Source organism: Rhodococcus erythropolis NBRC 15567 (genome assembly GCF_001552595.1).
Lineage (GTDB): Bacteria > Actinomycetota > Actinomycetes > Mycobacteriales > Mycobacteriaceae > Rhodococcus_F > Rhodococcus_F erythropolis.
Genome location: NZ_BCRM01000035.1, coordinates 1 through 25,860 on the forward strand (window position 1 = coordinate 1; position 25,860 = coordinate 25,860).

At 63.0% G+C, this 25,860-nt stretch carries 35 protein-coding genes and 1 tRNA gene; 20 read left to right on the forward strand and 16 right to left on the reverse strand.

All coding sequences use genetic code 11. The features are described 5' to 3' along the window. Positions 1–193 precede the first annotated feature (193 nt). Positions 194–1,711 (forward strand): PucR family transcriptional regulator, encoded by a 1,518-nt coding sequence (locus RE4_RS27670; RefSeq protein WP_020970344.1) that lies wholly within the window; start codon positions 194–196, stop codon positions 1,709–1,711. Between the two features lie 36 nt (positions 1,712–1,747). On the opposite strand, the gene RE4_RS27675 is transcribed toward RE4_RS27670, so the two are convergent. From RE4_RS27675 to rpmB, 7 genes are all read right to left on the reverse strand, one after another. Next, a complete protein-coding gene (locus RE4_RS27675; protein ID WP_007727552.1) occupies positions 1,748–3,109 on the reverse strand; it encodes a flavin monoamine oxidase family protein in 1,362 nt (453 codons plus the stop codon). Between the two features lie 152 nt (positions 3,110–3,261). Next, positions 3,262–3,726, reverse strand: a complete 465-nt coding sequence (locus RE4_RS27680) for a hypothetical protein (protein ID WP_007727550.1) — start codon at positions 3,724–3,726, stop codon at positions 3,262–3,264. A gap of 19 nt (positions 3,727–3,745) precedes the next feature. Then, the gene (locus RE4_RS27685) at positions 3,746–4,681 is read right to left on the reverse strand and encodes an AEC family transporter (protein WP_019744736.1); all 936 of its coding nucleotides are present in this window, start codon (positions 4,679–4,681) and stop codon (positions 3,746–3,748) included. Between the two features lie 112 nt (positions 4,682–4,793). Beyond that, on the reverse strand, positions 4,794–5,051 hold the full coding sequence (gene rpsR / locus RE4_RS27690) for a 30S ribosomal protein S18 (protein ID WP_003946414.1): 258 nt from the start codon (positions 5,049–5,051) through the stop codon (positions 4,794–4,796). A 9-nt stretch (positions 5,052–5,060) separates the two neighbouring features. Beyond that, positions 5,061–5,366, reverse strand: coding sequence for a 30S ribosomal protein S14 (gene rpsN / locus RE4_RS27695; protein WP_019744735.1), 306 nt, complete (start codon positions 5,364–5,366; stop codon positions 5,061–5,063). A 2-nt stretch (positions 5,367–5,368) separates the two neighbouring features. Next, on the reverse strand, positions 5,369–5,533 hold the full coding sequence (gene rpmG, locus RE4_RS27700) for a 50S ribosomal protein L33 (protein ID WP_019744734.1): 165 nt from the start codon (positions 5,531–5,533) through the stop codon (positions 5,369–5,371). A 4-nt stretch (positions 5,534–5,537) separates the two neighbouring features. Next, a complete protein-coding gene (gene rpmB, locus RE4_RS27705) occupies positions 5,538–5,774 on the reverse strand; it encodes a 50S ribosomal protein L28 (protein WP_020908631.1) in 237 nt (78 codons plus the stop codon). Positions 5,775–5,878: 104 nt separating this feature from the next. On the opposite strand from rpmB, the gene mrf reads away from it, so the two are divergent. The 9 genes from mrf to RE4_RS31370 all read left to right on the forward strand — a co-directional run bounded on the left by mrf (position 5,879) and on the right by RE4_RS31370 (position 12,833). Continuing rightward, complete coding sequence (mrf, locus tag RE4_RS27710; RefSeq protein WP_081098444.1) at positions 5,879–7,132, forward strand: ribosome hibernation factor-recruiting GTPase MRF; 1,254 nt, start codon at positions 5,879–5,881, stop codon at positions 7,130–7,132. After that, positions 7,129–7,383 carry a type B 50S ribosomal protein L31 gene (locus tag RE4_RS27715; RefSeq protein WP_003946367.1) on the forward strand — a complete coding sequence of 85 codons (255 nt, stop codon included), beginning with the start codon at positions 7,129–7,131 and terminating at the stop codon, positions 7,381–7,383. Before mrf ends, RE4_RS27715 begins: the two co-directional genes overlap by 4 nt. Continuing rightward, positions 7,383–7,556: a 50S ribosomal protein L32 gene (gene rpmF, locus RE4_RS27720; protein ID WP_007727540.1), complete on the forward strand. Its 174-nt coding sequence runs from the start codon at positions 7,383–7,385 to the stop codon at positions 7,554–7,556. Before RE4_RS27715 ends, rpmF begins: the two co-directional genes overlap by 1 nt. Before the next feature lie 18 nt (positions 7,557–7,574). Next, positions 7,575–8,186, forward strand: coding sequence for a trimeric intracellular cation channel family protein (locus RE4_RS27725; RefSeq protein ID WP_003946409.1), 612 nt, complete (start codon positions 7,575–7,577; stop codon positions 8,184–8,186). 70 nt (positions 8,187–8,256) lie between these two features. After that, a complete protein-coding gene (locus RE4_RS27730) occupies positions 8,257–8,943 on the forward strand; it encodes a response regulator transcription factor (protein ID WP_003946387.1) in 687 nt (228 codons plus the stop codon). 65 nt (positions 8,944–9,008) lie between these two features. After that, the gene (locus RE4_RS27735) at positions 9,009–10,388 is read left to right on the forward strand and encodes a HAMP domain-containing sensor histidine kinase (RefSeq protein ID WP_020908630.1); all 1,380 of its coding nucleotides are present in this window, start codon (positions 9,009–9,011) and stop codon (positions 10,386–10,388) included. 226 nt (positions 10,389–10,614) lie between these two features. After that, complete coding sequence (locus RE4_RS27740) at positions 10,615–12,072, forward strand: S1C family serine protease (protein WP_169801354.1); 1,458 nt, start codon at positions 10,615–10,617, stop codon at positions 12,070–12,072. An 80-nt stretch (positions 12,073–12,152) separates the two neighbouring features. Then, a complete protein-coding gene (locus tag RE4_RS27745; RefSeq protein ID WP_176720912.1) occupies positions 12,153–12,650 on the forward strand; it encodes a MogA/MoaB family molybdenum cofactor biosynthesis protein in 498 nt (165 codons plus the stop codon). A 6-nt stretch (positions 12,651–12,656) separates the two neighbouring features. Continuing rightward, a complete protein-coding gene (locus RE4_RS31370; protein ID WP_020908628.1) occupies positions 12,657–12,833 on the forward strand; it encodes a hypothetical protein in 177 nt (58 codons plus the stop codon). A 60-nt stretch (positions 12,834–12,893) separates the two neighbouring features. Here the strand turns inward: RE4_RS31370 and mscL are convergent, their stop codons facing one another. From mscL to RE4_RS27765, 4 genes are all read right to left on the reverse strand, one after another. Beyond that, positions 12,894–13,316, reverse strand: a complete 423-nt coding sequence (gene mscL, locus RE4_RS27750) for a large conductance mechanosensitive channel protein MscL (RefSeq protein WP_029255923.1) — start codon at positions 13,314–13,316, stop codon at positions 12,894–12,896. Positions 13,317–13,415: 99 nt separating this feature from the next. Then, positions 13,416–14,162 (reverse strand): SAF domain-containing protein, encoded by a 747-nt coding sequence (locus tag RE4_RS27755; RefSeq protein WP_060939734.1) that lies wholly within the window; start codon positions 14,160–14,162, stop codon positions 13,416–13,418. 77 nt (positions 14,163–14,239) lie between these two features. Then, positions 14,240–14,551, reverse strand: a complete 312-nt coding sequence (locus RE4_RS27760) for an FmdB family zinc ribbon protein (RefSeq protein WP_003946378.1) — start codon at positions 14,549–14,551, stop codon at positions 14,240–14,242. Between the two features lie 111 nt (positions 14,552–14,662). Then, complete coding sequence (locus RE4_RS27765) at positions 14,663–15,241, reverse strand: 5-formyltetrahydrofolate cyclo-ligase (protein ID WP_019744726.1); 579 nt, start codon at positions 15,239–15,241, stop codon at positions 14,663–14,665. 59 nt (positions 15,242–15,300) lie between these two features. Between RE4_RS27765 and RE4_RS27770 the strand changes: the two genes are divergently transcribed. The 5 genes from RE4_RS27770 to RE4_RS27790 all read left to right on the forward strand — a co-directional run bounded on the left by RE4_RS27770 (position 15,301) and on the right by RE4_RS27790 (position 19,434). Beyond that, positions 15,301–16,212, forward strand: a complete 912-nt coding sequence (locus tag RE4_RS27770) for a UTP--glucose-1-phosphate uridylyltransferase (RefSeq protein WP_019744725.1) — start codon at positions 15,301–15,303, stop codon at positions 16,210–16,212. Positions 16,213–16,337: 125 nt separating this feature from the next. After that, positions 16,338–17,597: a molybdotransferase-like divisome protein Glp gene (gene glp, locus RE4_RS27775; RefSeq protein WP_003946353.1), complete on the forward strand. Its 1,260-nt coding sequence runs from the start codon at positions 16,338–16,340 to the stop codon at positions 17,595–17,597. A gap of 21 nt (positions 17,598–17,618) precedes the next feature. Continuing rightward, a complete protein-coding gene (locus RE4_RS27780) occupies positions 17,619–18,254 on the forward strand; it encodes a GNAT family N-acetyltransferase (protein WP_007727523.1) in 636 nt (211 codons plus the stop codon). Between the two features lie 267 nt (positions 18,255–18,521). Beyond that, positions 18,522–19,256, forward strand: coding sequence for a divisome protein SepX/GlpR (gene sepX / locus RE4_RS27785; protein ID WP_060939735.1), 735 nt, complete (start codon positions 18,522–18,524; stop codon positions 19,254–19,256). Positions 19,257–19,358: 102 nt separating this feature from the next. Then, positions 19,359–19,434, forward strand: a tRNA-Ala gene (locus RE4_RS27790). Between the two features lie 292 nt (positions 19,435–19,726). Here RE4_RS27790 and RE4_RS27795 read toward each other — a convergent pair. Both RE4_RS27795 and RE4_RS27800 read right to left on the reverse strand, forming a co-directional pair. Next, positions 19,727–19,972 carry a hypothetical protein gene (locus tag RE4_RS27795; RefSeq protein ID WP_060939736.1) on the reverse strand — a complete coding sequence of 82 codons (246 nt, stop codon included), beginning with the start codon at positions 19,970–19,972 and terminating at the stop codon, positions 19,727–19,729. Continuing rightward, complete coding sequence (locus RE4_RS27800; RefSeq protein WP_060939737.1) at positions 19,972–20,571, reverse strand: hypothetical protein; 600 nt, start codon at positions 20,569–20,571, stop codon at positions 19,972–19,974. Before RE4_RS27800 ends, RE4_RS27795 begins: the two co-directional genes overlap by 1 nt. 178 nt (positions 20,572–20,749) lie before the next feature. On the opposite strand from RE4_RS27800, the gene RE4_RS27805 reads away from it, so the two are divergent. Next, on the forward strand, positions 20,750–21,250 hold the full coding sequence (locus tag RE4_RS27805; protein ID WP_003946241.1) for an ImmA/IrrE family metallo-endopeptidase: 501 nt from the start codon (positions 20,750–20,752) through the stop codon (positions 21,248–21,250). After that, a complete protein-coding gene (locus tag RE4_RS27810) occupies positions 21,247–22,248 on the forward strand; it encodes a hypothetical protein (RefSeq protein ID WP_060939738.1) in 1,002 nt (333 codons plus the stop codon). Before RE4_RS27805 ends, RE4_RS27810 begins: the two co-directional genes overlap by 4 nt. 42 nt (positions 22,249–22,290) lie before the next feature. On the opposite strand, the gene RE4_RS27815 is transcribed toward RE4_RS27810, so the two are convergent. Next, a complete protein-coding gene (locus tag RE4_RS27815) occupies positions 22,291–22,707 on the reverse strand; it encodes a helix-turn-helix domain-containing protein (protein ID WP_003946231.1) in 417 nt (138 codons plus the stop codon). Between the two features lie 492 nt (positions 22,708–23,199). Between RE4_RS27815 and RE4_RS31210 the strand changes: the two genes are divergently transcribed. The 3 genes from RE4_RS31210 to RE4_RS27825 all read left to right on the forward strand — a co-directional run bounded on the left by RE4_RS31210 (position 23,200) and on the right by RE4_RS27825 (position 24,862). Beyond that, on the forward strand, positions 23,200–23,343 hold the full coding sequence (locus RE4_RS31210; protein WP_162267916.1) for a hypothetical protein: 144 nt from the start codon (positions 23,200–23,202) through the stop codon (positions 23,341–23,343). A gap of 142 nt (positions 23,344–23,485) precedes the next feature. Next, positions 23,486–24,331: an SDR family oxidoreductase gene (locus tag RE4_RS27820; protein ID WP_060939739.1), complete on the forward strand. Its 846-nt coding sequence runs from the start codon at positions 23,486–23,488 to the stop codon at positions 24,329–24,331. Positions 24,332–24,379: 48 nt separating this feature from the next. Continuing rightward, positions 24,380–24,862, forward strand: coding sequence for a DUF2505 domain-containing protein (locus RE4_RS27825; protein ID WP_047888452.1), 483 nt, complete (start codon positions 24,380–24,382; stop codon positions 24,860–24,862). Here RE4_RS27825 and soxR read toward each other — a convergent pair. After that, the gene (gene soxR / locus RE4_RS27830) at positions 24,848–25,327 is read right to left on the reverse strand and encodes a redox-sensitive transcriptional activator SoxR (protein WP_060939740.1); all 480 of its coding nucleotides are present in this window, start codon (positions 25,325–25,327) and stop codon (positions 24,848–24,850) included. The two genes, RE4_RS27825 and soxR, sit on opposite strands and share 15 nt — an antisense overlap. A 5-nt stretch (positions 25,328–25,332) precedes the next feature. After that, complete coding sequence (locus RE4_RS27835) at positions 25,333–25,821, reverse strand: heme-binding beta-barrel domain-containing protein (protein WP_020970333.1); 489 nt, start codon at positions 25,819–25,821, stop codon at positions 25,333–25,335. Positions 25,822–25,860 lie beyond the last annotated feature (39 nt).

The window sequence follows — 25,860 nt, forward strand, 5'->3', positions numbered from 1 at the left end:
GTTCTCGAGTACGACGATCGACATCGGTACCGGTTCCTCTCGAGGTCGAACGAGTTCCGGCCGAGGTGATCAGCACGGAACTCGCACTTTGTGGGGCGTGTGTGAGCAAGTGTGCGCTGACTCACAAGTAAAGGCAGCTGCCAAAAAGGTGAAATCTTTGATCCCCGACGCGCCGAGTTGTACAGTACTGCCCATGACGATCGCTGTGCGGTGGATGTTGGCGCAGCCGGATCTCGCGCTGGAACTCAAAGGTGGGGCGCAGGGTGTCGGTCGCGAGATCACATTTGCGCACGCCACGGAGCTGCTCGACCCGTTTCGATGGTTGACCGGCGGCGAATTCATCCTCACCACCGGCATCCGATTGCCGTCCACTCAGCAAAAGCGCGGCCGCTATCTCCGGATGCTCGATGCGGCGGGTGTGGCGGCGGTGGGATTCGGAACCGGGCTGTCGTACCCCGAGGTCCCGGCCGATCTGGTGGCCGTCGCCGACGAGATCGGACTCCCGCTGATCGAGGTGCCGCTGCCGACGCCGTTTGCCGCCGTCGTCAAGCGTGTGATGAGCCGGTTGGCAGAGCAGGAATATGAAGCTGTCCTCCGGGCGTCGCGGGCGCAACCGCGGATGACGCGTGCCGTCATTTCCGGCGGAACTGCCGCAACCGTGCGTGAACTGGCGATCGCAACCTCGGCGACGGTGCTTCTTCTCGACGTCGCCGGACGAGTTCTCGAGAGCTCACCTCAACTGCCGACGGACGACGTGATCGACGAACTGCGAGCAACTCTCGGGGGCGGCGCATCCAGCAGCGTGACGCTTGCAAGGTCTGGAGCGTCGATCGCGGTGCAGCAGATCAGCGTCGGGCGAACGCCGTACGGATACCTGGCGGTGATCAGTGCTTCGGCGCTCAGCTACGTCGATCAGATACTGCTCGGTCACGCGAACTCGTTGCTGGCGTTGGACTTCGAGAAACCTGCGCGCTTGCGCGCCACTCAGGATCAGTTGAATTCGCACGCCCTCGGGCTGCTGCTCACCGAAGACCGCGACCCGGCACCGGCGTGGCAACAGATCCGGCAGGCCGCCGACGGCGAGGGAATGATCCGAGGGTTGACAGTTCTTGCCGACACGTCCGACGTAGCGGGACGCGTCGGAGTCGAGATTGCCGAGTTCATGAACAAGGCAGGGCGGCAGTTGTTCTCGCGAATCAACGACACTCGCGTCACGGTGCTGCTGCGTGGAACCGACGACGTCCAGTTCGCCCGAGAGCTACTGGGCGGGGTATCGAGGTCGGATCTTCGCTCACTTCGTGTGGGCCTGAGTGCGCGGCGCGTGGTCGCAGCGCTGGCGGTCGCCGTCGAACAGTCCCAGCTGTGTGCGTCTGCGGCGGAAATAGGTGGCGAGCCTTTGGAATTCGCGGCGCTGACCGGAAGTGTGCTGCTGTCTTTCGATTCGACGCGTGAAGTACTCAACACGCTGGCGGAAACGATGATCACACCGATCGAGGACTACGACCGTGACAACGGCACCGAACTGCTGGCGTCGCTGCGGGCATTCCTCGAGGCCAACGGGCACTGGGAAGCGGCAGCCATCACGATGAGCGTCCACCGGCACACGCTGCGAAGCCGAATGGCGAAGGTGGAGAGCTTGATCGACTGTCGACTCGAGGTAGCGAGAGTTCGTGCGGAACTGCTGCTCTCGATCATTGCCCGGCAGTCGTGACTGCCGGGCAACGATCGAGACTTGGCAAAGCGGCCGTCAGGCCTTGCTGCGGGCGATGATGTCGGCGGCGGTTCGCTGCCCCATCCGGACAGCACCGTCGACGTGCTGGTACCCCTCGGCCGCGATGTCGGAGCACGAGAAGTGGATCGGGCCGACGGGTGTGCGGGAATCCGCGCCGTATCGGTGCAGGCCACCGAGGTCGAAGCTGGCCGCGTACGCACCGCGGGTCCATTCCTCCGAGCCCCAGTCGGATTCGTAGTACACAACCGGTTCTTCGGCCTTCGGGCCCAGATAGCGGGCAAGTGAGGCCAGAATCGTGGCCTTACGCTCCTCGACGGAAAGCTCGAACATCGCGTCGGCCTTCTCGTCGGAGACGAAAGCGACCAGGGTGCCGCGATCGTCCTCGTGGTTGGTGTTGTCGTACACCTCCTGTACTACCTCGGACGCGCCGAAGCCGGTGCCGGAGAGGCCGTCTTCGCGCCAGAAAGGCGTCTCGTACACCGCGTGCACCTTGATGACGAGGCCGAGGGACTGGTGCTGGTGCATCTGGTGCTGACGACGCGGCAGCGGGGGATCGTACGAGATCCGGGAGTAGAGGTTGGGCGGTACGGCCAGGATCACTCGGCTTGCCTCGACGCGAACATCGCCGTCCGCCAACACCGTTGCACCGGACTCGTTCCACTTCACCGTTCGCACGGGTGCGTTGAGGAAGACGTCGTCACCGAGGGCCTCCGCCATGCGGATCGATACCTGCTGCATTCCGCCGATCACTCGCTTGTCGAGGATGAAGTCCTCGTCGACGAGGTGGGAGAACGAGCCTGCGGAAGCGGCCATGAGTACGGCCTGCAGGGCAGAGAACGAGTGGGCGGGCTTGGTGAGCATGCCACCGGCGATGAAGAGGCCGATGTTGTCACGTGCCTCGGCGTCGTCGGACTGATTGATCAGCCACTGCTTGAAGGAGACTGTGTCGAGATCGCGGGCGAGGGGATGTGCCCACGGTTCCTCGGCGCCGATCTGTGCTGCGAGATCGTCCATCTCGTCGATGAGACGGTCCATCTCCTTCTTCGTGGTGTCGTTCGTGGGGAAGGAATCACCGGTGTACTGCGTCCGCTCACCTGCCGACGAGATGTAGACGGACTCGCCCTCACGGTAGCGCTCGAAAGTTTTCAGGCCGAGTTCGTCGAGCAAGGAGATCAGCGCGGTCTGGTCGGGGGAGACCCACTGGCCGCCGATTTCCAGAACTGCTCCGTCGATGGTGTCGGTCCACGTGCGGCCGCCGACGCGGTCGCGCGCTTCGATCACAGCGACGGTCAAACCGGCCTTGCGCAGCGCGGTTGCAGCTGCCAGGCCAGAGGGGCCGGCGCCGACGATTGCAACGTCTCTCTGGAGAGTAGGCACTTGCGAGCTCCTTCATGTTGAGCACCGCTCGAGTCGAAAGCTGCCGACGAGCGAGTGCACGGGTGTCGGTTTTCAGTCTGTCCCGAGGAGACGCACACCACACCTGACGAAACGGAGTGTTCGATCGGTGATCTTGTGCCGTTTAGGCGCGGCTAGCCGTTGATGACGTGGCGATCGCCGAGCGGTCGACTCAGCGGAACGTCCAGGCTGCCGAACACGGCAACCAAGATGCACATCTTGTCCGCGGCCTCCGGCAATGCTCCGGTTCGGAGCGTGACGATCACCGTCGTATCAGTCTCTTCGACGGTTGCGTACGCGCCGTAGCACTCCGGAGTGCCGGTCACGAAGTGGACTGCCACCGTGTGATCGTCGACCTCGGACCACGATTCGAACATGGTGGCCGTCGCACCCACGATGTCGGTGCGGCTGTCGAACTCCGTGCCCATCTCGCTGTCGTCGACCTCGTCGGGAACGGGGGTTCCGAGCGACCAGTCGGCGGGACTTGCTTCGTTGGCCGCCATCGGATTCGGCGCAGCAACCGGCCCCGTTGTCTGGGCCCCGACGGAGCATCCGGCCACAGCAAGGCAGGCCAGAACGGCGAGGGTTAGTACACGCATGAATCCACCGTAACCCTGCTCAAGCGAGTAGCGCCGTGACCAGCGCAATCGCCGGTATCGACGCCAAAGTGGTGACAAAGGCGCTGTCTCGGGCGAGGACCATTCCGCGCCTATATCGGCTTGCGTAGATGAAGACGTTCTGTGCCGTCGGCAACGTCGAGACGACCACGATGGCGAACAACTGATGGCCGTCGATGCCGAGGAGGAAGTGCGCCATCAGGTAAGCCAGCACTGGTTGGACGACGATCTTGAGGGTCGACGCAAGCGCGACGTCCCGGCGCGGACTGGAGCCCTTCTCGAGTACTCGTACGCCGTACAACGAGAGCCCGAATGCCAGCAGTGCGCCGGGGACCGACGTGGCGCCGATCAATTCGAAAGGCTGCATCAAGGGTCTCGGCGGTACCCAACCGATCAACGCCACGATCAACCCCGCAGCGCCCGCGAGCACGATCGGATTCTTGAACGGAGCGGTGACAGTGTCGATCAGTGACAGTTTTTCGGCTTCGCCCCGCAATGCCGTGAGATCGAGGATCGTCAAGGCGATCGGGGAGTACACGACGATCTGGAAGAGCAGGAGCGGCGCGACGAACGTGGCATCGCCGAGCACGAACACCGCGATCGGGATCCCGAGGTTGGCCGAATTCACGTACGACGCCGACAGCGCGCCGATAGTCAGTTCGGGCAGCGGCCGGTTGAGCCAGATCTTTGCAACGACGACGTACAGAGCGCCGACGGCAAAGGCAGTAGCCGACGCAACCGCGAGCGTCGGCGAGAAGATCACCGACAGATCGGACGACGCGAGGGTGGTGAACAGCAGGGCAGGCGTCGCGACGAAGAAGACGAGTCGACCGAGAACGAACTGTCCTTGGCTACCGAGGGTGCCGAGACGGCCGAGCAGATACCCGACCGCGATGACGACAAAAATGACGGTGAAACCCGCAACAACTCCCGACACGCTGCGGGCACCTCTCGACTGGAATGAACGACTTCGGGAAATCTTAGTCCGGGCAACAAAAAGGCCGCGCAGCCGATTGACTGCGCGACCTCTTCGGTACTTCTACGTGTGACTACCGTGCGGCGGTGAAGGGGAGCAACGCCATTTCGCGTGCGTTCTTCACTGCAACGGCGACCTGACGCTGCTGCTGCGGGGTCAGGCCCGTGACGCGACGGCTGCGGATCTTGCCGCGGTCCGAGATGAACGTGCGAAGCAAGTTGATGTCCTTGTAATCGACATGCGTGATCTTCGCTGCGAACAACGGGTTCTTCTTGGGCTTACGACCCTCTACGGGGCGTGGCTTCTTCGACGGTGAACGCTTGACTGCCATCCGACTTCCTTACCAGCTCGACTTGTGTACGCCAGGCAGTTCCCCACGGTGCGCCATTTCTCGCACGCGAATCCGGGAGAGCCCGAACTTCCGCAGGTGGCCGCGCGGACGTCCATCCGCAGCGTCTCGATTGCGCAATCGTACCGGACTGGCGTCGCGTGGTAGACGTTGCAGGGTCGCTTGGGCCTTCGCGCGCTCCTCGGGTGAGCTTTTCGGGGAGCGGATTGCCTCCTTGAGCGCCGATCGCTGCTCCGCGTATCGCTCGACGATGACCCGTCGCTGGTTGTTCTTGGCGATCTTGGACTTCTTGGCCATGCCTACTTCTCTTCTCGGAAATCGACGTGCTTGCGCACCACGGGGTCGTACTTCTTCAGTACGAGGCGATCGGGGTCGTTGCGACGGTTCTTGCGGGTCACGTACGTGTACCCGGTGCCCGCCGTGGACTTGAGTTTCACGATCGGGCGGATCTCGTTGCGTGCCATCTGCTCAGACCTTCTCGCCGCGCGCGCGGATCCGGGCGACGACGGATTCGATGCCGTCGCGGTCGATCGTCTTGATGCCCTTGGTCGAGAGGGTGAGCGTGATGCGACGACCCTCGCTGGGCAATACGTATGTCTTGCGCTGGATGTTCGGGTTCCAGCGACGATTCGAACGCTTGTGGGAGTGCGAGACGGATTTTCCGAACCCCGGCACACGTCCGGTCACTTGGCAGTGAGCCGACATGGGTGTTCCTTTCAACTTGCAGATGACAATCATTTTCGACAATGCGGTGAGATCAATGTAGCGTTCATCCCCGGTAATGACAATCATTCCCAGAAAGGTCCGCTGTGAACACGATCCTGGACGGCAGGACTCCGCTGGTCCTGGTCGCCGGCATGAGCGAATCCACTCCACACACCGCACGAGCGTTGCTGCGAACCGGAACTGTTCTGGTTCACCACGACCTGAGCCACGTCCGTGAAGGGGTGGTCCGGCGGACGGTCACCTCGATGACCGGGGGCACCGGGTCTGCCGGGACGGTGTCCGAACGCGAGACGATCCTCGAGCTCGCGCACGGCTGCGTCTCCTGCACCCTGCGCGAAGACTTGCTGCCGCTGCTGCGTCGCCTTCACTCGCACAGTTCGGTTCAGCGGATCGTCTTGCTGCTTGACCGCCAACTCGAACCCGAAGCGCTGTGCTGGGCGATCGAGCATGTCGTCGTGACGGGCGTCGTCGGCCAATTGGACGGACCGGCGCAGCGTGACTGCCGCGTCGACGCCGTCGTGACGTGCATCGACGCCCAGACCTGGCTTGCCGACGCCACCGGCGACGACGCCCTCGACGACGACCGCACCCTGGCTCAGGTCATCGTCGGGCAGGTCGACTTCGCCGACGCTCTCGTACTGCGCGGGTCCGATGGACTCGACGGCTGGCAGCGGTCCCGCTTGAACGCGGTTCTCGCGCGCATTGCTCCGCGCGTACCCGTCTTCGATGAGGGAGACGACATCGAGGCACTGCTCCTCGAGGTGCCTGCGGATGCGCGACGCGGTGAGCTGGCCGACGCTCACTCACCGCTGTTGCGTCGTCAGCCGCCGCTCGACGACGACGGCGGAGTGATGCTCGTCGAGTTCACCGCGAACCGGCCGTTCCACCCCGAGCGTCTGCACGAGGCGATCGACGTCCTGCTCGAAGGTGTCGTCTATTCCCGCGGGCGCGTCTGGGTGGCGACTCAACCGGGCGAAGCGCTCTGGCTCGAATCGGCGGGCGGTGGCCTGCGAGTTGCCAGCGCGGACACCTGGCTGGCCGCGATGACGCCGCAGCAACGCGAGCGCGTTCCAGCCGAGCGCCGTGCGCTCGCGGCCCTGAAATGGGACGAGCGTTTCGGCGACCGTGACACCTCGATGGTCGTTCTGACGTGCGGTGCGAACCCGCTCGAGATCGACCGAACACTGCAGCACGCCCTGGTCACCGACGAGGAGTTGGCCGACGAAGCGTCGTGGACCACCTGGGAAGACCCGTTCGGAGAGTTCCACGAAGACCCGTGCGACGAATCCGAATCACCCTATGCCGAAACCGAATCAACGCGAGAGGGAAACGAATGAAGAAGCAGATGCACCCCGACTACCACCCCGTGGTGTTCCAGGACGCCAGCACCGGCAAGAGCTTCCTGACCCGGTCGACCGTGACGAGTGAGCGCACCGTCGAATGGGAAGACGGCGGCACATACCCGCTGTTGGTCGTCGACGTCACGAGCGACTCGCACCCGTTCTGGACCGGAGCACAACGAGTGATGGACACCGCCGGACGCGTCGAGAAGTTCGAGCGTCGCTACGGAAAGCGCAAGGCACTCTGATGGCCGTTCCCAAGCGGAAGATGTCGCGTTCCAACACTCGCAGTCGCCGTGCCCAGTGGAAGGCGACGGCGCCCGATCTGGTCGAGGTCACGGCCTTCGGCCAGACCCACCGGGTTCCTCGGCGACTGGTCAAAGCAGTTCGACTCGGGGTGATCGACCCGAGCCGCATCTGACCGTGCGATCCTTGGCCGGTGCTGCTGAGGATCCTCGAACTGGTGGGCATCGTGGCGTTCGCGGCCTCGGGTGCCCTGGTGGGCGTCACCAAGCGACTCGACATCTTCGGGGTGTGCTCGGTGGGTGTGTTCACCGGCATCGGCGGCGGTATCGTCCGCGACGTCCTCCTCGGCGTCCATCCGCCCAGCTCGCTGAGCAGTTGGCCGTACTTCGGAACGGCCGCCGCCACCTCACTCGCCGTGTTCTACCTACACGAGCCGCTCAATCGACTGCGTCGTGAAATCCTGGCGCTCGACGCACTGGGGATGGGCTTGTTCGCGAGTACCGGCGCCGTCATCGCGCTGGACAACAACGCCAGTTCGCTGGCGGCGACATTGATCGGCGCGACCGCGGCGATCGGCGGCGGAGTGATCCGCGACGTCCTCGTCAACGAGGTACCGCTGCTCCTGCACAAAGACCTGTACGCGGTTCCCGCACTGCTCGGTGCTGCGTTGGTGGTCACAGTCTCGCAAGCCGGACTGTCCACCAACGCCGCTCTGGTGTGCGGCACGGCGTTCGCCGCGGTGTTCAGACTGCTTGCGTTATGGCGTCATTGGAGCCTGCCCGGGCCCAGGCGAACCCGGGACTGACCGCGACACGCCGGAGGCCGGAATCGGACCCTCTCAGCCGCATCTCAGCACTTCAGTCCAAACTGTCGGTATGCGTATTTTGGTGGTCGACGACGACCGGGCGGTTCGCGAGTCGCTTCGGCGGTCGCTCAGCTTCAACGGCTACACGGTCGAGCTCGCGGTCGACGGGCTCGACGCACTCGAGAAGATCCTCGCCAACCGGCCAGACGCCGTCGTGCTCGACGTCATGATGCCGCGACTCGACGGACTCGAAGTGTGCCGTCGTCTTCGCAGTGCCGGCGACGACCTGCCCATCCTCGTGCTCACCGCCCGCGATTCGGTCAGCGAGCGAGTCGCCGGCCTCGATGCCGGAGCGGACGACTACCTGCCCAAGCCCTTCGCTTTGGAAGAGTTGCTTGCCAGGTTGCGTGCACTACTTCGCCGCACCGCGCCCGATCTGGACGCCGATTCCGAAATGATGGCGTTCGAGGACCTCACCCTCGACCCGGTCACCCGTGAGGTCAAGCGCGGTGAACGATCGATCAGCCTGACCCGCACCGAGTTTTCCCTCCTCGAAATGCTCATGGCCAACCCGCGTCGCGTGCTCACCCGTGGACGCATTCTCGAAGAGGTGTGGGGGTACGACTTCCCGACGTCCGGCAATGCGCTCGAGGTGTACGTCGGCTACCTGCGTCGCAAGACGGAAGCCGACGGCGAACCGAGGTTGATCCACACCGTCCGCGGAGTCGGCTACGTCCTGCGGGAGACGCCTCCGTGATCACCGCTCCGTTCGGCAAGAACGCCGAACCGAAGAAATCCTCCACCACCCAAGCGTCCGTCGAAATGCGCCCGCCGATGCCACTGACCCGTTCGGTGTCATTGCGTTGGCGTGTGACGCTCCTCGCTGCGTCGGTGGTGGCCATTGCCGTCGCAGTCATGGCGATCGCGGCGTACGCGGTGGTTTCGCGTGCGCTCTACGCGGACGTCGATCACCAGTTGCGTACCAGGGCGGCGGTGCTCATCGACAGCAATGTCGTGCGATTCGATCCTCGCTACATCTCCGGTGCGACGCTGTACACCACCGACATCAGTGTGGCCCTGATCTTCTCGGACCTGAGCACGTACCAGCCGCCCGGTTCCGACGTGCCGATCGGTGAAGCCGAAGATGCCGTAGCGCGTGGCGAATCGGATTCTTCGCTGCGAACCGTCGACGGTCAGCGAGTGCTTGCTCAACGGACGCATGACGGAAGCACTTTGGTGATCGGTCAGCGGCTCGCGCCGACCGTTGCGGTACTGGATCGGCTGGCCTGGGTGCTCTTCGTGGTCGGCGGGTGTGGCGTCATACTTGCTGCGGTGGCGGGTACTACCGTGGGCCGCACCGGTTTACGGCCCATCGCCAGGCTGACTGCCGCCACCGAACGCGTTGCACGGACCGACGATCTGACGCAGATCCCCGTTACCGGCAGCGACGAATTAGCGCGCCTGACAGAGAGTTTCAACACGATGCTGCGGGCGCTCGCCGAGTCCCGTGAGCGTCAGTCGCGCCTCGTCGCGGACGCCGGACACGAGTTGCGCACACCGTTGACTTCGTTGCGTACCAACATGGAATTGCTGATCGCGTCCAGTCGCCCAGGTGCGCCGCAGATTCCCGACGAGGACATGGCGGAACTTCGTGCCGACGTCGTCGCGCAGATCGAGGAACTGTCGACTCTGGTAGGTGACCTTGTCGATCTGGCCCGCGAAGACGCGCCCGAAACCGTGTACGAGCGCGTAGACGTCAGCGACGTCGTCGAGCGTGCGCTCGAACGAGCGCGGCGCAGGCGCAACGAAATCGAGTTCGAAGCGGTCACCACTCCGTGGTACGTCTACGGAGATCAAGCGGGCCTGTCGCGTGCGGTGCTGAACGTCCTCGACAACGCTGCGAAATGGAGTCCGAAGGGCGAACAGGTACGCGTCGAAATGCGTCCGGTCGGCCAAGGATTGTTGGAATTGACCGTAAGTGATGCGGGACCCGGCATTCCGGAGGAGGATCGGGAGTTGGTGTTCGATCGTTTCTACCGGTCGACCGCGGCACGTTCGATGCCGGGATCGGGTCTGGGACTTGCGATTGTGCGTCAGGTTGTCGTCAAGCACGGCGGCACCATCGCGATCGACGAATCCGATCGTGGGGGAGCGCTTGTTCGTATCGTGCTTCCCGGCGAACCAGGGCCGAGCGCCGAGTAGCGCGTTCTGTAGACCCGTTGGTCCCGTGCTTCGGTGACTGACGTCACGAGTTAATGCGTTCGGCCCGAGAGTCTTTCGGGCCGAGCCGACAACACCGGATTTTCACGTCGAACTCTGGGTAAAGTGACAGGCACGTCTCAGCGCCTTCTCAGCAGCGCAAGGCAGCATTGTCGGCAGAACAGTTGTGACTGCCCGTCCGGTGGTCACCGTAGACGAAAGCGAGCCGATGACCGAGGACCGTAACGTCGGGCCGACCCGGCCCGAGCAGCCCAACAGCGAGCCCACCGCCCAAGCGCAGCCGCAAGCACCTCAAGTGCAGCCGCAGCAGCCTCAGGGGCAGGCGCCTCAGCAGCCGTACCAGCCGACCGAATCCTTTTCTCGACCCACCGAAGCCTTCGGGCAGGCGCAGCAGCAGCCCACGCAGGCTTTCGGCCACCCGCACGGTGCCCATGAGGCCGCGTACCAGCAGAGCGCCCCGTACGGCGCACCCAACCCTGGTGGCCCCAGCGGTCCGAACGGCCCGGGCGGCCACAACCAGATCCCCGCACCGCTACAGGGGCCGAACTCCGGTTCGACCACCACCAAGCCGAAGTCGGGACGCATGGCGCTGGTTGCCGGCGCTCTCGCCCTGGTCCTGGTCAGTGGTGGTGTCGGTGGCGTGGTCGGTGCCGTCGTCGCGGACCGCAACGGTGGAACCGCGACGGTCACCAACTCTCTGAACGCTCCGAAGCCTACTGCGACCAACACGTCCAACGCTCCCGCCGGCTCGGTTCAGGCCGTTGCCTCGAAGGTGGTGCCCAGCGTCGTGCAGATCGAGGTGGCCACCGCGCAGGGACAGGGCGGTGAGGGTTCCGGTGTCATCCTGTCCTCCGACGGTCTGATCCTGACCAACAACCACGTTGCCGGTGCTCAGGGAGCGCAACTTCGCGTCGCGTTCTCCGACGGAACCAAGGCCTCGGCCACCCTTGTCGGTGCCGATCCCGTCTCCGACATCGCCGTCATCAAGGTCGACGGCCGCAACGACCTCACGCCCATCGATCTCGGGAACTCCGGCGACGTTCAGGTCGGACAGCAGGTTGTGGCCGTCGGGTCCCCGCTCGGCCTGGCCGGCACGGTCACCGAGGGCATCATCTCCGCACTCGATCGCCCGGTGTCCACGAGCGGCGAGTCCGGCAACCAGAACACCGTCATCGACGCGCTGCAGACCGACGCAGCGATCAACCCCGGCAACTCCGGCGGCGCCCTCGTCAACATGGACGGCCAGCTGATCGGCATCAACACGGCGATCGCCTCGCTCGGAGCCTCGTCGGGTACCCAGGGCGGTTCGATCGGCCTCGGGTTCGCCATCCCGATCGATCAGGCACGCCGCGTCGCCGACGAACTGATCAAGACCGGCAAGGCGACTCAGGCCATGATCGGCGTGACCGTGCCGTCGCAGGACAACGCCGACGGCGCAACCGTCATGGATGTCACTGCTGACGGGCCGGCCGCCAAGGCCGGTATCCCGAAGGGTGCAGTCATCACCAAAGTCGACGATCGTGTTGTCGCAGATGGCGATTCGCTGATCGCGGCAGTGCGTTCACATGCTCCCGGCGACAAGGTCTCGATCACGTACAGCGACGGCGGGCAGACCAAAACCGTCGACGTCACGTTGGGAACCGCGGCAGCGCAGGGCGGCCGATGATGTTCGGCGATCAGCAGACGATCGACCCGATCTTCGGCCAGATCGCAACGGCGTCGGGATCGGACACTACGGTAGGTGTCATGGAACTCGAAGCCACATCGGCCGGCCGCGCTCTGGTCGTCATCGTCGACGATCGCACAGCCCACGGCGACAACACCGACTCCATCGGTCCACTGGTTACGGAACTGCTGAACGAAGCGGGTTTTCTCGTCGATGCGACGGTCGCCGTCGCCGCCGACGAAGTGGAGATCCGCAACGCTCTCAACACCGCAGTCATCGGTGGCGTCGACCTCGTCATCTCGGTCGGCGGTACCGGGGTATCCCCGCGTGACGTCACTCCCGACGTGACCGCAGAGGTTCTCGATCGCGAGATCCCGGGAATTGCCGAAGCACTTCGCGCTTCCGGTCTGTCGGCCGGATCGCTCGAAGCAGGCTTGTCCCGCGGCCTCGTCGGGGTTTCGGGAAGCACCGTGGTCGCCAATCTGGCGTCGACCAGGCCGGCAATTCGCGACGGCATGGCAACCCTGACGGCATTGGCGAGTCACGTCATCGCCGAGCTGTCCAGCCTCGAGGGCTGAGACAGCTTGTCGGAGCAACCAGATACCCCGAAGAAGCCGCCAGTCGACAAGAAGCGCCTGGCGCACATCTTCGGGGACGTCTTTCCCGAGACGACGTCGGACGAGCGGGGTCCTGAAGGTTCCTCGCGATCCTCGGACGACGACTGGCTGCGCAGTCAGCGGCCCCCGCACCACGGCGGTTGAGAAGTAAATCAGGCCCTCGGACACAATGTCCGAGGGCCTGATTTGTTCTGTGAGCGCTGCCTATTCGAGCGTCTTGGCGTGAGCTCCCGTGTCGGCGCCACCGGCATTGGCGGAGAGGATGTCGCGGATCTGGATGAGCAGATCGGTTTCGCTGGCTTCCTTGTCCTCGGGCTCGGAGACGAACTTCTTCTTCGCCGCATTCGCGGGAACGATCAGCACGAAGTAGACGACCGCCGCGATGATGATGAAGTTGATGATCGCGGTGACCACGGCGCCGAAGTTCAAGAACGTCTCAGCGGTGTCACCCGTCAGCTGAATGCCCCACCCGTATTCGTTGCCGCCGCCGATCGAAGCGACGAGTGGGTTGATGATGTTGCTGGTGAATGCCGTGACGATGGCGGTGAAGGCTGCGCCGATGACCACGGCGACGGCCAGGTCGAGCACGTTTCCGCGAAGCAGGAAATCCTTGAATCCCTTGAGCATGTCGGTGTCCCCTCGAGTCTCCGATGGCAAGTGCCAGATGGTCCGTTGATACCGAACCGACTGGAAAAATCCTAGAGGAGCTTCGGACGCTTTGTGCGGTCAGCGGAATGTCACGGTGATCGCATTGGACAGGGATGCCGCGGCAACGACGTTGGCTGCCGGTGTCGGCAGAGCCAGCAGAATCACCTGTTCCTGCTGGTTACGTGTACTTTCCGACGTGGTGACCAGAGCGACTACTGCTCCCGCCGCAAGAATCTGCGGGGCCTGGTCGGCAATTGATTCGTTGGGTGTGTCGGGGCGGGATGTGTCAGTGCGGGATGTGTCAGGGCCGACGGTCAGGACGTCGACGACATCCCCGCTGCGCAACATGTCCGCGACGGCTGCATCGGCCAATCGAACGGGGACGATACGGGCGTCGTCGGTTCCTACCGACAACCCGGCCAGCCGTGGGCTGAGAACGCGCACGTCGGTAACGGTTTCTCCGGAGCGAATCGGGCCGGCAACGGTTCTCCCGACTACCAGGTCGGTATCGGAGACAATTCCTTCGGGAAGTTGTTTCGAGTCGATCTCTCGGATCTCGACATCCGAATCCGCGATCACCTGTCCGGGAGTGAGATCGCGACTCGAGACAACTGCAGAGACGGTATCGGTCGCTGGATCGCCTCGGAAGAAAAGAACGACGCCGAGTGCGGCCAGGGCAACGGCTGCGATCTTGCGGACTGTCGCCGTGCGGAACCGAGTGCCGCGCGTCAGTTCGACGACGCGATCGAAGGTGCTCGGGGTGAGATCGAGCTGGGCGCGCAGTGGATCGGAGCGCCTCGGCGAGCGAGAACGTGCTGACGGCATTCATGCACGTTAGGGCCGGAAGCGGTGCTTCCGGCCCTAACGATGTGAAACTGTGGACAACCCGGAGGTTGTGGAAATCAGCTTGCGGCAGCCTTCGCGGGCGCCGGCGTGCTGGTCGACGAACTCGATGTCGAAGAGGAGTCCGACTTGGACTCGGACTTCGCAGCGGGTGCCGAATCACTCTTGGCGGGCTCGCTCGCAGTCCCGGAGCCGCCGCGGCTGTCGGTGCGGTAGAAGCCGCTGCCCTTGAACACGATGCCAACAGAGTTGAACAGCTTGCGGAGCTTGCCTGAGCAAGCTGGGCAGACCGTCAGCGAATCTTCGCTGAAGGACTGGACGATGTCGAAACGGTTGTCACATTCCGTACATGCGTATGAGTAGGTGGGCACCGGGCTTCCTCCGCACTGTGATGTTCGAGCAGCCGCGTATTTACACCGCAGCCTTTAGCACTCTACAAGTGACAGTGCCAACAGCGCTAATCAGGGATCTATTCCCGCAGATCAATCGCCTTGGAGCCGCGTGAGACCGCCGCTCGGCGTCAATGCCCATCCCATCGGAATGTCGTGGTCGTCGGCAGGCAAGGTCTCGACGAGTTCGGAGTCTCTGACAATTGCCACGAGCCGAGTCTGCGGTCCGACCGACCCGAGCGTCCGGTCGTAGAAGCCTGCGCCGCGGCCGAGGCGTGTTCCACGAAGATCCACCGCGAGAGCAGGGATCAGCATGCATTCCACGTCGGACAGGGTTTCCGGTGGTAGGACGGGTCCGGCGGGCTCCCGAATGCCGTACTTCGCGGGGCGTAAACCGTCGGCACCGCTGTATTGAACCCAGGACAACGGTCCGGGTTCCCCGGTGATCGGAAGTAGTACACGCTGCGCGATCTCGGCAACGGCGTCGAGCAAGTCGGTGGATCCTGGTTCGGTGCGGGTGGGGACGTACGCACAGACGGTTGAGCCGTCGACAATCACTGAACGTATGTGCGTGATCAACGCCGCAGTTTCCGTATTTCGAGTGTGCTCGGAGACTGCATCACGTGCTGCGAGTGCGATTTGTCGCCATTGTGCTTTTGTCTGAGGTGTCACCCCGCAACGATATTCGTCGTGCTGACCGAGCGGTAACAAGCGGCGGCTAAGGTGTTGGCATGACAGACGTTGTCGCTAGCAGCACGAGGGCCTTCCGTACGGCCGTGGTTCCCGCAGCCGGACTTGGTACGCGTTTCCTGCCTGCCACCAAGACGGTTCCGAAAGAATTGCTGCCGGTCGTGGACACACCGGGTATCGAACTGGTGGCGGGTGAAGCTGCGGACTCGGGAGCCGAGCGGCTCGTCATCGTGACGTCCCCGGGCAAAGACGGAGTGGTTGCGCACTTCGTCGAGGATCTCGTGCTCGAAAGCAAGCTGGAAGCGAGCGGAAAACTTGCTGCCCTGGCAAAGGTGCGCAAAGCGCCGGGTTTGCTCGAAGTCGATTCCGTGATTCAGGAGCAGCCCCTCGGCCTCGGGCATGCAGTCGGTTGCGTCGAGTCGGTTCTCGACGACGACGAAGATGCCATCGCGGTCCTTCTGCCCGATGATCTCGTACTCCCGCGTGGCGTCCTGGAGATCATGGCGCGAGTTCGGGCCAAGCGCGGCGGGTCCGTTCTCTGTGCAATCGACGTTCCCAAGGACGCAGTGAGCGCTTACGGCGTCTTCGACGTCGAAATCGTTCCCGACGCGGTCAATCCCGACGTCCTCAAGGTCGTCGGCATGGTCGAGAAGCCGGCTGTGGAAGACGCGCCGTCGACCTTTGCCGCTGCGGGTCGCTATCTGCTCGATCGTGCGATTTTCGACGCACTTCGTCGCATCAAGCCGGGAGCCGGCGGTGAGTTGCAACTCACCGACGCCATCGCTCTCCTGATTTCCGAGGGTCATCCGGTTCACGTGGTGGTGCACCGCGGAACGCGTCATGACCTGGGCAACCCCGGCGGGTACCTCCGCGCTTCGGTTGACCTGGCACTCGACAGCGACGATTACGGTCCGTCCTTGCGTAAGTGGCTCGCGGATCGGCTCGACCGCTGAGCGTGTCGCCACGGTGGTTGATCGCCCGATAACGCAGTATCAATGTGCTTGTCCCTTTTCGAAGGCAAGGCATCATGAGCTGACGGATATCACCGAATTTCCAGACACAGGAGGACGCGGACCAGATGCGGTCGGTTGAGGAGCAGCAGACCAGGGTTACCGCTGCTGCAGTGGCACCCCGTCCGGTTCGGGTCGCCATCTCGGAGGCGCAGGGACTGCTGTGTGCCGAGGAAGTGGTGACCGAACGCCCATTGCCGGGATTCGATCAAGCTGCCATCGACGGTTACGCGGTTCGCAGTGTCGATGTCGCCGGCGCTGGAGCCGACCTCCGCGGCGAGGACGGCGAGCCTACGGACCTCAGCTTGCCGGTGGTCGGCGAGGTGACGGCGGGCTCACGCCAACCGATCCGGTTGCAACCGCGTCAGGCCGTTCGAGTCGACACGGGCGCGCCGCTGCCCACGCTGGCCGACGCCGTGCTCCCGCTCGAAAACACCGACGGTGGTCGCGCTCGCGTTCGGATCTTCGAGCCGGTGCGTTCGGGCGATTACGTTCGCCGTGCAGGTGACGACGTCCAGCCGGGCGACGTGGCCGTTCGGGCAGGCACCATCATCGGAGCCGCACAGGTCGGTTTGCTTGCCGCGGTCGGTCGCGACAAAGTGCTCGTCCATCCGCGTCCGCGTCTCTCCGTCATCAGCGTCGGTGGAGAACTTGTCGACGTGGATCGCACGCCGGGGCCTGGTCAGGTCTACGACGTCAATTCGTATGCCCTCGCCGCCGCAGCGCGCGATGCCGGCGCCGACGTCAACCGTGTGGGAATCGCAGGCAACGACTCGCGCCGTCTTCGCGAAGTAGTCGAAGGACAGCTGATTCGCTCGGAAATCGTTGTCATCGCCGGTGCCGTGGGCGGCGGAGCGTCCGACGAGGTTCGTGAGGCGCTTGCCGACCTGGGGACACTCGAGGTGGAGCGCGTTGCCATGCATCCGGGATCAGTGCAGGGCTTCGGCAAGCTGGGACGAGACGAGGTTCCGACCTTTCTCCTACCGTCCAACCCGGTCAGCGCACTGGTGGTATTCGAAGTCATGGTTCGCCCGCTGATCAGAATCGCGCTCGGACGCCGCCAACCGATGCGGCGAGTAGTGAAGGCGCGCACGGTGGGAACGATCACGTCGATTGCCGATCGCAAGGGTTTCCTGCGTGGTCAGCTGATGCGTGACGAAGCGACGGGGGAGTACCTGGTGCAGGCACTCGGGGGTGCGCCCGGTGCGTCCTCACATCTCCTCGCGACCTTGGCGGAAGCCAATTGCTTGGTTCTTGTCGATCGAGACGTCACCGAAGTGCACATCGGTGAAGAAGTCGACGTAGCTTTTCTCGCCCAACGTGGGTAACGCCGACCCGAGTGGGGTGTGATGTCAGTCCATCCAGGATGGCCGGAAGATCTCGGCCCACTGCGAGTGCCCGCGGGAGTGGTGACCGTCCGCCCCGTGAAGCTCCGTGACGCTGCTGTGTGGAGTCGCCTCCGCATTCGCGATCGCGAGCACCTGGAGCCGTGGGAGCCCACCGGAGAGTCGCCCTGGGATGCTCGCCACCACATCACTGTCTGGCCGTCCCTGTGCGGGAATCTTCGCTCCGAGGCGCGCAAGGGCCGGATCCTTCCCTTGGTGATCGAACTCGACGGGAAGTACTGCGGGCAGGTCACCATCGGAAATGTCGTGCGCGGCGCTCTGCGGTCCGCCTGGGTGGGCTATTGGGTCGCCTCGCACGTCACCGGTGGGGGCGTAGCCACAGCGGCCGTGGCGCTCACACTCGATCACGCATTCTCGAAGGTCGGTCTGCATCGAGTGGAGGCGACCGTTCGGCCGGAGAACGCGTCGAGTCGCGCAGTCCTACGAAATGTTGGGTTCCGGGAGGAAGGTCTTCTCAAGCGCTATCTCGATGTCGACGGCCAATGGCGTGATCATCTTCTGGTCGGAATGACCATCGAGGAAGTACCCACCACCGTCGTCGACAGATTGGTGCGGTCCGGACGCGCTTCGTGGGTGTGACCAATACGGCGCCACGAGCGTGAGAAACGCGAGCTAAACGGCAGTTACCGCTGAGTAGTCCTACTTTCGGCCGGAAAAATGTGGTTTTTGATTCAACCAGAACTTGAGACTTTTGGGACTGAACCGGAAGTTCAGTTCGGTACGCGTGTGACACATGAGTATGGTGGGGTTCGGCGCGTCGGCAACGATGCGAGGGCGTCGGCCGTTAACCTTGACTCGTCAACGGCTGGCATAGGTGCTGGTAGGTGATCGGGAGGAGGCCGCGGCATGCCTAGCTCATTCGTGTGGATCGGGCTGGTGGCCGTGTGGCTGTTCGTCCTGGTGCCGATGCTTGTCAACAAGCGCCCCAGGATCCGGCAGACGAGTGACGCGGCGCTCGCGACTCGAGTACTCCACCGCGGCGACAGCAACCCTGTTCAGCGCGGGCCGGCAGCAGGACATCGAAGCGATCCGAACTGGCAACCAGAACCAGTGCGCAGCAGCTACGACGCGGAGGACCAGATGGACACTCACGCAGAAGACGACTACACCGGCGGTCGTGCACCGGTCGGAGAATTTGTTCCCGTTCGGCGCGGCCGAGGCGGATTCGACCCCGAGGCGGATGCCATCGCCCGGGAGGCGCGGTACGCATTCCGTCAGCGGACATTGCTGGGCCTGGCATTCGTCGCGATTCTCTCGGGCGCTCTCGCATTGATCATCTCGCCGATGGTGTGGTGGTTGTTTGTGCTGACCGTGTGCGGCCTCGGTGGGTACATGGCGTACCTACGTCGGCAGGTTCGGATCGAGCAGGAGATTCGCCGTCGTCGCACCGAGCGCCTCAACCGATCGCGACTCGGAGTCGAATCGCACACCGACGAAGAGCTGCGCCTGATTCCCGCGCGATTGCGCCGGCCAGGAGCGGTTGTTCTCGAGGTCGACGACGAAGATCCGGCGTTCGATCACTTGGATCACTACGAAGAAGAGGTCAGGCACACCGAGATGCGTCGCGCATCCGGTCAGTGACCTTCTGGGCCGATCTTGTCAGGTCGAAAGTTCGTGTCGGGTGATTCCAACGGGAGTATTCGTTCCTGTTAGAGTTGCCGAGCACCGCTGAGGCGGTGGCACGGGGCTGTGGCGCAGTTGGTAGCGCGCTTCGTTCGCATCGAAGAGGTCAGGGGTTCGATTCCCCTCAGCTCCACCAAGAAGTACCAGCAAAAAGGGTCTTTCAACGAAAGTTGAACGGCCCTTTCCTGCATTTTCAGAGCCTGCCCGAATTGTGAAGATTTAGCTCGAGTGTGCGCCGTTTCATACGATTGCGACCGCTGATCCGGACCGTTGAGCTTCCAAGTGAGGGATGATCCTTGGGCGGATACATGTTTGCCGGAAATGTAACGAGGGTGTGTCCGGTGCGATAGGCACGATGAGTCTGCCGCAGTTTTCCGCAGGTCGGACGTATGTGTCGGGGAGGAATGTCGATGAGCCAGCCACGACGGCTAGCGATGATGCTTGTTGCTGTGATGTGCCTGATGGGTATCGGCGTCCTTGCCGTATCGGTCTTCCCTGCCATCGTCGCCGCCCAACCTGGCGGCAACAGTGGCGGTGGAAACAATGGCAACGGAAACGGCAATTACGGCAACAACGGTGGCAATAACAACGGCAACAACGGCAACGGTGGCGGTAACAACGGCAACGGTGGCGGTAACAACGGCAACGGCAACTATGGCTGGCATTGCCACCATCACAACTGCGGTACAACCGTAATTCCGACGCCGACCACGACGACTGAGCCCACGACCACTGAGCCCACGACGACGACTGAGCCCACGACGACTGAGCCCACGACGACGACTGAGCCCACGACGACTGAGCCCACGACGACTGAGCCGACCACGACGACTGAGCCGACCACGACGACTGAGCCGACCACGACGACTGAGCCCACGACAACTGAGGCCTCGACCAACCCTTCGGCGTCGCAACGTCCGAGCAGCAGCGCTTCCCCTGCGACCAACGCAACTTCGCAGACTGAGAGTTCATCTAGCGAAGCAGCCTCCGAGACGACGCAGTCCCCTTCCGAGTCGCAGTCGAGTTCCGAGCCATCCTCGGAGGCAGCGGTTCCGCCGGCTGGACCGTCTGATCCGCAGGGGCCGTCAGCAGGCGGCGGAGCACCTGCACCCTCTGCCGGTGGACCGGCGAACGCTGCGCCGGGCGCAGTCGCAGCACCGTCCGCGCCCGAGGTTCTGGCCGCACCGGCTCCCGTAGCTCCCCAGGTACCGTCGAACGCTCCGAACGTCGCGAGTCCCAGTGAGAACCCGCAGGCATTCCCGACGGCGTTCACTCAAGGCCTTCCACCGATTCTCAACGCTGCCGCCGTCGCAGGCGGTGTGGGCGGAATGGCAGTCGTAGCGGCCGGTGCGGGAGCAATGACTTTCCGCGGAGCATCGTTGCAGAAGGCACGTATGGCTGCCGCACGTGCCGAATTCCTGGCACCCGGATCACAGGGAGGTGCGTGAGTCGTGCCGGACAGACGTTCACATCGCCGCGTTCTGGCCGCGGTGGATGCCGTATGTGACGCAGCAGCGTCGTCGGAGGCTGTGTCACTGCTTACGGTGGTGCAGACAGTCGCCCGAGAGCGCGGGCGCCCGATCGAGATCGATCTGGAAACCCCTCTCGCCACCGGAGTGTGCGGTCAGCGCCGGGCCTACGACGACCACGACGTCATCGTTTTGGCTCCCGGGCTACCCAATGTCGAGCGGACTCTGGCACATGAGTTGGGGCACATAGTGTTTCGCCACGAGGGTGCCGAGATCGCCGAGGCGACGCTCGAGGTCAGTGATGATTTGATCGCCTACATGTTGAGTCAACGTTCTCTGCGGCGCAACGAACCCGTGCCGATGGATGACATCGCGGAGTGGGAAGCCGAGACGTTCGCGTCGATGTTGATCATGCGTCTGCGAACGATGAGTGGCCGTGGGACACCGCTGTCGGTGTTGCGGTACGACGAGGCGATCGGATGATCTTTTGGGCTGTGGCCCTTCTCGTCTGGGTTGCAGCCGGCGCGAGACTGGGTCGAGTTGTCGCGCGCACCGCGACGCCGTTGCGAATGTCGATGGTCTTCGCAGGCTTCTCGGTCGCATTGTCGTCGACGGTCATGGTGCCGGCGGTGTGGGACATCGTCGATCGAATTGCGCCGGAGCAACATGCCGCAGCGATGATCGTCATCGTCTTGTGGACCGCGTTGTCTGCGGCCAGTGCAGTCGGCGCCGTGTCTGCCTGGCCGGTGATGTCGCGTCCAGCTATGCGCGGCCTCGCCACGGTGCTGTACTCGGTGGGGCTCCTGGTGGCGATCGCGGTTCTTTTCGGATACCCAGCGCCGGCCCTGATCTTTATCATTGTCGCTCTGTCCCTTGTCATTTCGACGGGGCTACGGCACGTTGCCTGGGCGCCGTTGGGTCGCGGTATCGCATTGATCGTGACAGGTTCGTCGGTCTTGCTTGTCGTGGTCGTCGTGATGCTGGTCGAATCGATCGGTGGCACCAGCGCACTCGAATCGGATATCTGGACGGGCGCAGGGGTGTGGTTCATCGCTGCCTCGAGTGTTCTGATAGCGCTGGGCATCACGTGGGTGCTTCTCGAGACGTGGTTGCGCGCACGACGAGACTTGTATCGCCTACGGCGGATGCATGCGCTTCTGGTGAAGCGATTCCCCGAGGTTGTCGACGCGGACAGCGCCGGAAGTACGTCAGTACTCCGGGCATCGGACATGATCGCCCAGATCATGGATGCGATGTACATACAGTCCGGCGCCGGGATGTTCGACGTCGGTGGTCAGGAACCGCCCCGGGCAGTTACCGCCCATGCAGGAATACTTGCGGGGTGGATCGCGGATCCATTGGCCTCGGATGTGTTGGACACCAGATGGATTGCGCCACCGGAGAAGATGTCGGCGCGCCGATGGGTGTTGTTGTTGGCGAAGGAACTCGATGAAACGACAAAAGTAGGTCGACGTTCGTAGTCGACCTACTCCATGTCAATTCAGTGCTTCAGCACATTTGCATCAGCGTGACGCGTCGGGCGGAACCTCTGGCAAACCCTCACTCGCGCGGAGCTTTTCAGCCATCGTGGTGAGCAGATTCTGCGATTCTTCCGACAGGTCGAATGCGCGGCTCGAGAGGCGGCGAAGGCCGTAACCTTGGAGCTGCGAGAGCAGTTCGAGGTCGTGATCGATCTTGGCAGCGTAGATGTCGTTGAAGAAGTAGTCGGGCTTCACCTTGAAGAACCGGGCGAACGCAGCGACTGTCTCGTCCGAGGGGTTGGTGCGCTGTCCCGAGCGGAGCTGCGAGATGTACGGCTTGGAGATCTGATGGCCGTCTTCGATGAGCGCTGCCGCAACCTCGGCGTTGGTGTGGGGTTTGCGCCCCGGAGGATGAACACTGTCGAACAGTTTGTTCAATCGTTCTGCAAAGTCAGCCATTGTGAACCGCCCCGTAATCCTCTCTAGCTAGCAATTGTCCGTTCAGTGAATCCTACGGTATCACGCGGATAACCGATCGGTAGCTCACCGTAGTCTGTTTAGTGGACCAGTTGTCAAATGTGTCCGAGATTCGTTTCGTTCGGCCATTGAGTGCTCAGCTATGTCTCAGCGCACATTGAGTATCGGCCGCACGAAGATTGTGCAGCTACGGTCGCGCTATTTGAACCTTCCATTACTTGGTTAATGTGCCCAGTATCAAACCTTTTACCCGTTTTGGCGATATTAGCTAAGCGTTAGCCTGGTTTTTCATATGTGTTCCGAAAGGAAAACCGCAGTTCAGTGACGGTGTGGAGTGATGCGGTTGCAATTATGGCGACTGTTCGCGATGTTGCTCGAATCACTTCGGGGTTGAACCTTGAACGGTTTGCCGGAATGCAATCTGCGCTAGCTAAACCCCCTGCGTAGGTGCAGAATTGTGATATGAAACACACGATGAGCGATGACGAACTGCGCCGCGCGATCCGTGAAATCCAGGATCGAGCCCACGACGCACGCAAGCGTGGGGACGATGTAGCGGCGGAAGAACTCGACCGTACGGTCAGGGGCTATCAAGAGCAGATGGCTCAGCGTCTGTAGCTGTCGGTGGGTTCGGCGGCTGCCGCCGAGGTCGTGGGTTCTGGCATGCTCACGGCCGCAATGCGTGTTTCGGGGCGGCCGCACAACGCGTGCGTAGACTTTCCCGCATGTCCACAGTACGAGTGCGGGGGAGTGTCGATCCATGTCAGTAAGGTCGCTCGAGGGTAAGAAATGCCTGATCACCGGCGCTGGTAGTGGGATAGGACGCGCAACTGCACTGCGGGCATCCGAGGCCGGAGCCGAATTGTTTCTCACTGATGTCAACGACCGTGGATTGCAAGAGACTGCCGCAATGGTTGGTGCCGGAGGCGGCACGGTCAGTTTGGCCAAGGCACTCGATATCTCGGATTACGACGAGGTCGTGAAATTCGGTACCGAGATTCACACTCAATTCTCTCCGATGGATGTCGTCATGAATATCGCCGGCATTTCAGCGTGGGGAACTATCGAGAACCTCGAGCATCGGCACTGGAAGTCGATGGTTGACGTCAACCTGATGGGACCGATCCATGTCATGGAGACGTTCGTTCCGCCCATGATCCGCGCCGGCAAGGGTGGGCACCTGGTCAATGTTTCTTCGGCCGCTGGGCTCTTGGCACTGCCGTGGCATGCCGCTTACAGTGCGAGCAAGTTCGGCCTTCGCGGGGTCTCCGAGGTGCTGCGATTCGATCTGAAGCGGCACGGAATCGGCGTCAGTCTGGTTGTGCCTGGTGGGGTGAAGACGCCTTTGGTGGGAACCGTGGAGATCGCGGGTATCGACCGGGATGACCCGCGGGTCAAAAAGCTCACGCACCGGTTCGAGAAGCGCGCGGTCTCCCCGGAGAAGGTGGCCTCGTGCATTCTGCGGGGAATCGAGAAGAACACGTACCTCGTGTATACGTCCAATGACATTCGATTCGGATACTGGTGGGCCCGCAAATTCGCCCCGCCTTACGAGTTCGTGATGCAAAAAGCGAACGACCAGTTCAGTAAATTGCTCAAGCGATGAGCATTAACTCCGACGGGACTTTTATCTAGTCGAATAGGGACCAAAGTCATGCCGAAGAGTTTTCACTTCGATATCGAATTCAAATATCCGATCGACGACGTGCATCGAACTTTGACAGACCCGAGTTATTGGAAAGTCCGACTCGGAGACCTTTATGCCACCTCGGACATCGAAGCTGGAGACGGATCGATCGAAGTATCCGTGTCCGAGGAAATCGACTCCGCCTCCCTCCCGACCCTGGTCGCCAAGGTTGCGCCGAGTCGACTGGGTCTGACACGGGTCGACCACTGGGGGCCTCTGTCTGACGGGAAGGCCGCAGGGTCGGTCACCGGGATCGCGCACGGACTGCCGATACGAATCGAGACGACGCTGGGCCTCACCGCCGCCGAGTCCTGCACGCGACTGGTCGTCGACGGGACGGCCGAAGTGAAGATGCCGATTATCGGCGGCCAGATCGAGAAGTTGCTGAAGAAGACCGTCGAGGACTTGCTGGGGCGCGATCGGGACGCTGTCGAGTCATTTCTCGCCTGAGTCGGCGCCGAAATCCACCTCCAGAACGCGTGCACCTGGGCCGGCGGCAGCGAGTTGATCGTGAGGGTTTGCGAGGGCGCATCCCTCCAGTGAGAGACACCCGCAACCTATGCAACCGGTGAGATTGTCGCGTAGTCGTTCCAGTTGCTCGATGCGGAGATCGAGGTGGCGCCGCCATCCGGTCGACAACCGTTCCCAATCTGCGCGGTTCGGGGTACGGCCTTCAGGAAGTGTGCCGAGGGCTTCCCGGATTTCCGACAGTGGAATGCCGACGCGTTGCGAGATTCGGATGAAGCCGACGCGTCGAAGCGTGTCTCGTTGGTATCGACGCTGGTTGCCGCTGGTCCGGCGACTGACGATGAGGCCTTCTCGTTCGTAGAAATGCAGGGCCGAGACGGCGACACCGCTGCGCTCGGAGAGCTGGCCGGGCGTAAGTTCCTTGGCTTTCCACGACGGCATCTCCATGGCGACTACCGGTCCGTCGCCCGGTGGAGGGTGGCGTGGAGATGATGCGTCAGCGGGGTGTCGCCGTGCGCCATCCACAAGTCGTAGGTCAGGGTGTCGCCTTGGACGCGCATGACTCGCCGGACGTCGTGAACCGGTTTTGCGTCGGGCGATGCTGCGAGCGTGAGACGGGTCAAGGCGAGAGTGCCTTCGGAGTCGACGGTGCCGCGATGGATCTCGACAAAACCGGTGGGCTGGCTGACCAGCAGTTCGAGCTCACCACCAGGTGTCGGGCGCAGGTATCCCGATTCCATGTGAAGTGGTCGGCCGTCGGGGAGCCCTCGAGTGCGCGACGAGTAGGTGACAAACGGTTTCGGAGTCGGAGCGAACTCGATCTCCTCGGAGTACTCGAAGTCGTCGATGGTGGGGAAATGTCCGGCTCCAGCGCCGACCCAGCGCCCGGTGAACCTGTCGATTCCGGCGCCGCCCAGCGCCGCCTGATCCGTGCTACTCATTGCGTGGTCCTCTCGCCTGCGTCGGATCAGACGTTACGC

What these genes read in the sequence shown, in the direction of transcription:
- RE4_RS27670 (WP_020970344.1), top strand. Translation starts at nt 194, where the DNA reads ATGACGATCGCTGTGCGGTGGATGTTGGCGCAGCCGGATCTCGCGCTG.
- RE4_RS27680 (WP_007727550.1), bottom strand. Translation starts at nt 3,726, where the DNA reads ATGCGTGTACTAACCCTCGCCGTTCTGGCCTGCCTTGCTGTGGCCGGA.
- rpsR (WP_003946414.1), bottom strand. Translation starts at nt 5,051, where the DNA reads ATGGCAGTCAAGCGTTCACCGTCGAAGAAGCCACGCCCCGTAGAGGGT.
- rpsN (WP_019744735.1), bottom strand. Translation starts at nt 5,366, where the DNA reads ATGGCCAAGAAGTCCAAGATCGCCAAGAACAACCAGCGACGGGTCATC.
- rpmG (WP_019744734.1), bottom strand. Translation starts at nt 5,533, where the DNA reads ATGGCACGCAACGAGATCCGCCCGATCGTGAAACTCAAGTCCACGGCG.
- rpmB (WP_020908631.1), bottom strand. Translation starts at nt 5,774, where the DNA reads ATGTCGGCTCACTGCCAAGTGACCGGACGTGTGCCGGGGTTCGGAAAA.
- RE4_RS27715 (WP_003946367.1), top strand. Translation starts at nt 7,129, where the DNA reads ATGAAGAAGCAGATGCACCCCGACTACCACCCCGTGGTGTTCCAGGAC.
- rpmF (WP_007727540.1), top strand. Translation starts at nt 7,383, where the DNA reads ATGGCCGTTCCCAAGCGGAAGATGTCGCGTTCCAACACTCGCAGTCGC.
- RE4_RS27730 (WP_003946387.1), top strand. Translation starts at nt 8,257, where the DNA reads ATGCGTATTTTGGTGGTCGACGACGACCGGGCGGTTCGCGAGTCGCTT.
- RE4_RS27735 (WP_020908630.1), top strand. Translation starts at nt 9,009, where the DNA reads ATGCGCCCGCCGATGCCACTGACCCGTTCGGTGTCATTGCGTTGGCGT.
- RE4_RS27740 (WP_169801354.1), top strand. Translation starts at nt 10,615, where the DNA reads ATGACCGAGGACCGTAACGTCGGGCCGACCCGGCCCGAGCAGCCCAAC.
- RE4_RS27745 (WP_176720912.1), top strand. Translation starts at nt 12,153, where the DNA reads ATGGAACTCGAAGCCACATCGGCCGGCCGCGCTCTGGTCGTCATCGTC.
- mscL (WP_029255923.1), bottom strand. Translation starts at nt 13,316, where the DNA reads ATGCTCAAGGGATTCAAGGATTTCCTGCTTCGCGGAAACGTGCTCGAC.
- RE4_RS27755 (WP_060939734.1), bottom strand. Translation starts at nt 14,162, where the DNA reads ATGCCGTCAGCACGTTCTCGCTCGCCGAGGCGCTCCGATCCACTGCGC.
- RE4_RS27770 (WP_019744725.1), top strand. Translation starts at nt 15,301, where the DNA reads ATGACAGACGTTGTCGCTAGCAGCACGAGGGCCTTCCGTACGGCCGTG.
- glp (WP_003946353.1), top strand. Translation starts at nt 16,338, where the DNA reads ATGCGGTCGGTTGAGGAGCAGCAGACCAGGGTTACCGCTGCTGCAGTG.
- RE4_RS27780 (WP_007727523.1), top strand. Translation starts at nt 17,619, where the DNA reads ATGTCAGTCCATCCAGGATGGCCGGAAGATCTCGGCCCACTGCGAGTG.
- sepX (WP_060939735.1), top strand. Translation starts at nt 18,522, where the DNA reads ATGCCTAGCTCATTCGTGTGGATCGGGCTGGTGGCCGTGTGGCTGTTC.
- RE4_RS27795 (WP_060939736.1), bottom strand. Translation starts at nt 19,972, where the DNA reads ATGGTGGCAATGCCAGCCATAGTTGCCGTTGCCGTTGTTACCGCCACC.
- RE4_RS27810 (WP_060939738.1), top strand. Translation starts at nt 21,247, where the DNA reads ATGATCTTTTGGGCTGTGGCCCTTCTCGTCTGGGTTGCAGCCGGCGCG.
- RE4_RS27815 (WP_003946231.1), bottom strand. Translation starts at nt 22,707, where the DNA reads ATGGCTGACTTTGCAGAACGATTGAACAAACTGTTCGACAGTGTTCAT.
- RE4_RS31210 (WP_162267916.1), top strand. Translation starts at nt 23,200, where the DNA reads ATGAGCGATGACGAACTGCGCCGCGCGATCCGTGAAATCCAGGATCGA.
- RE4_RS27820 (WP_060939739.1), top strand. Translation starts at nt 23,486, where the DNA reads ATGTCAGTAAGGTCGCTCGAGGGTAAGAAATGCCTGATCACCGGCGCT.
- RE4_RS27825 (WP_047888452.1), top strand. Translation starts at nt 24,380, where the DNA reads ATGCCGAAGAGTTTTCACTTCGATATCGAATTCAAATATCCGATCGAC.
- soxR (WP_060939740.1), bottom strand. Translation starts at nt 25,327, where the DNA reads ATGGAGATGCCGTCGTGGAAAGCCAAGGAACTTACGCCCGGCCAGCTC.
- RE4_RS27835 (WP_020970333.1), bottom strand. Translation starts at nt 25,821, where the DNA reads ATGAGTAGCACGGATCAGGCGGCGCTGGGCGGCGCCGGAATCGACAGG.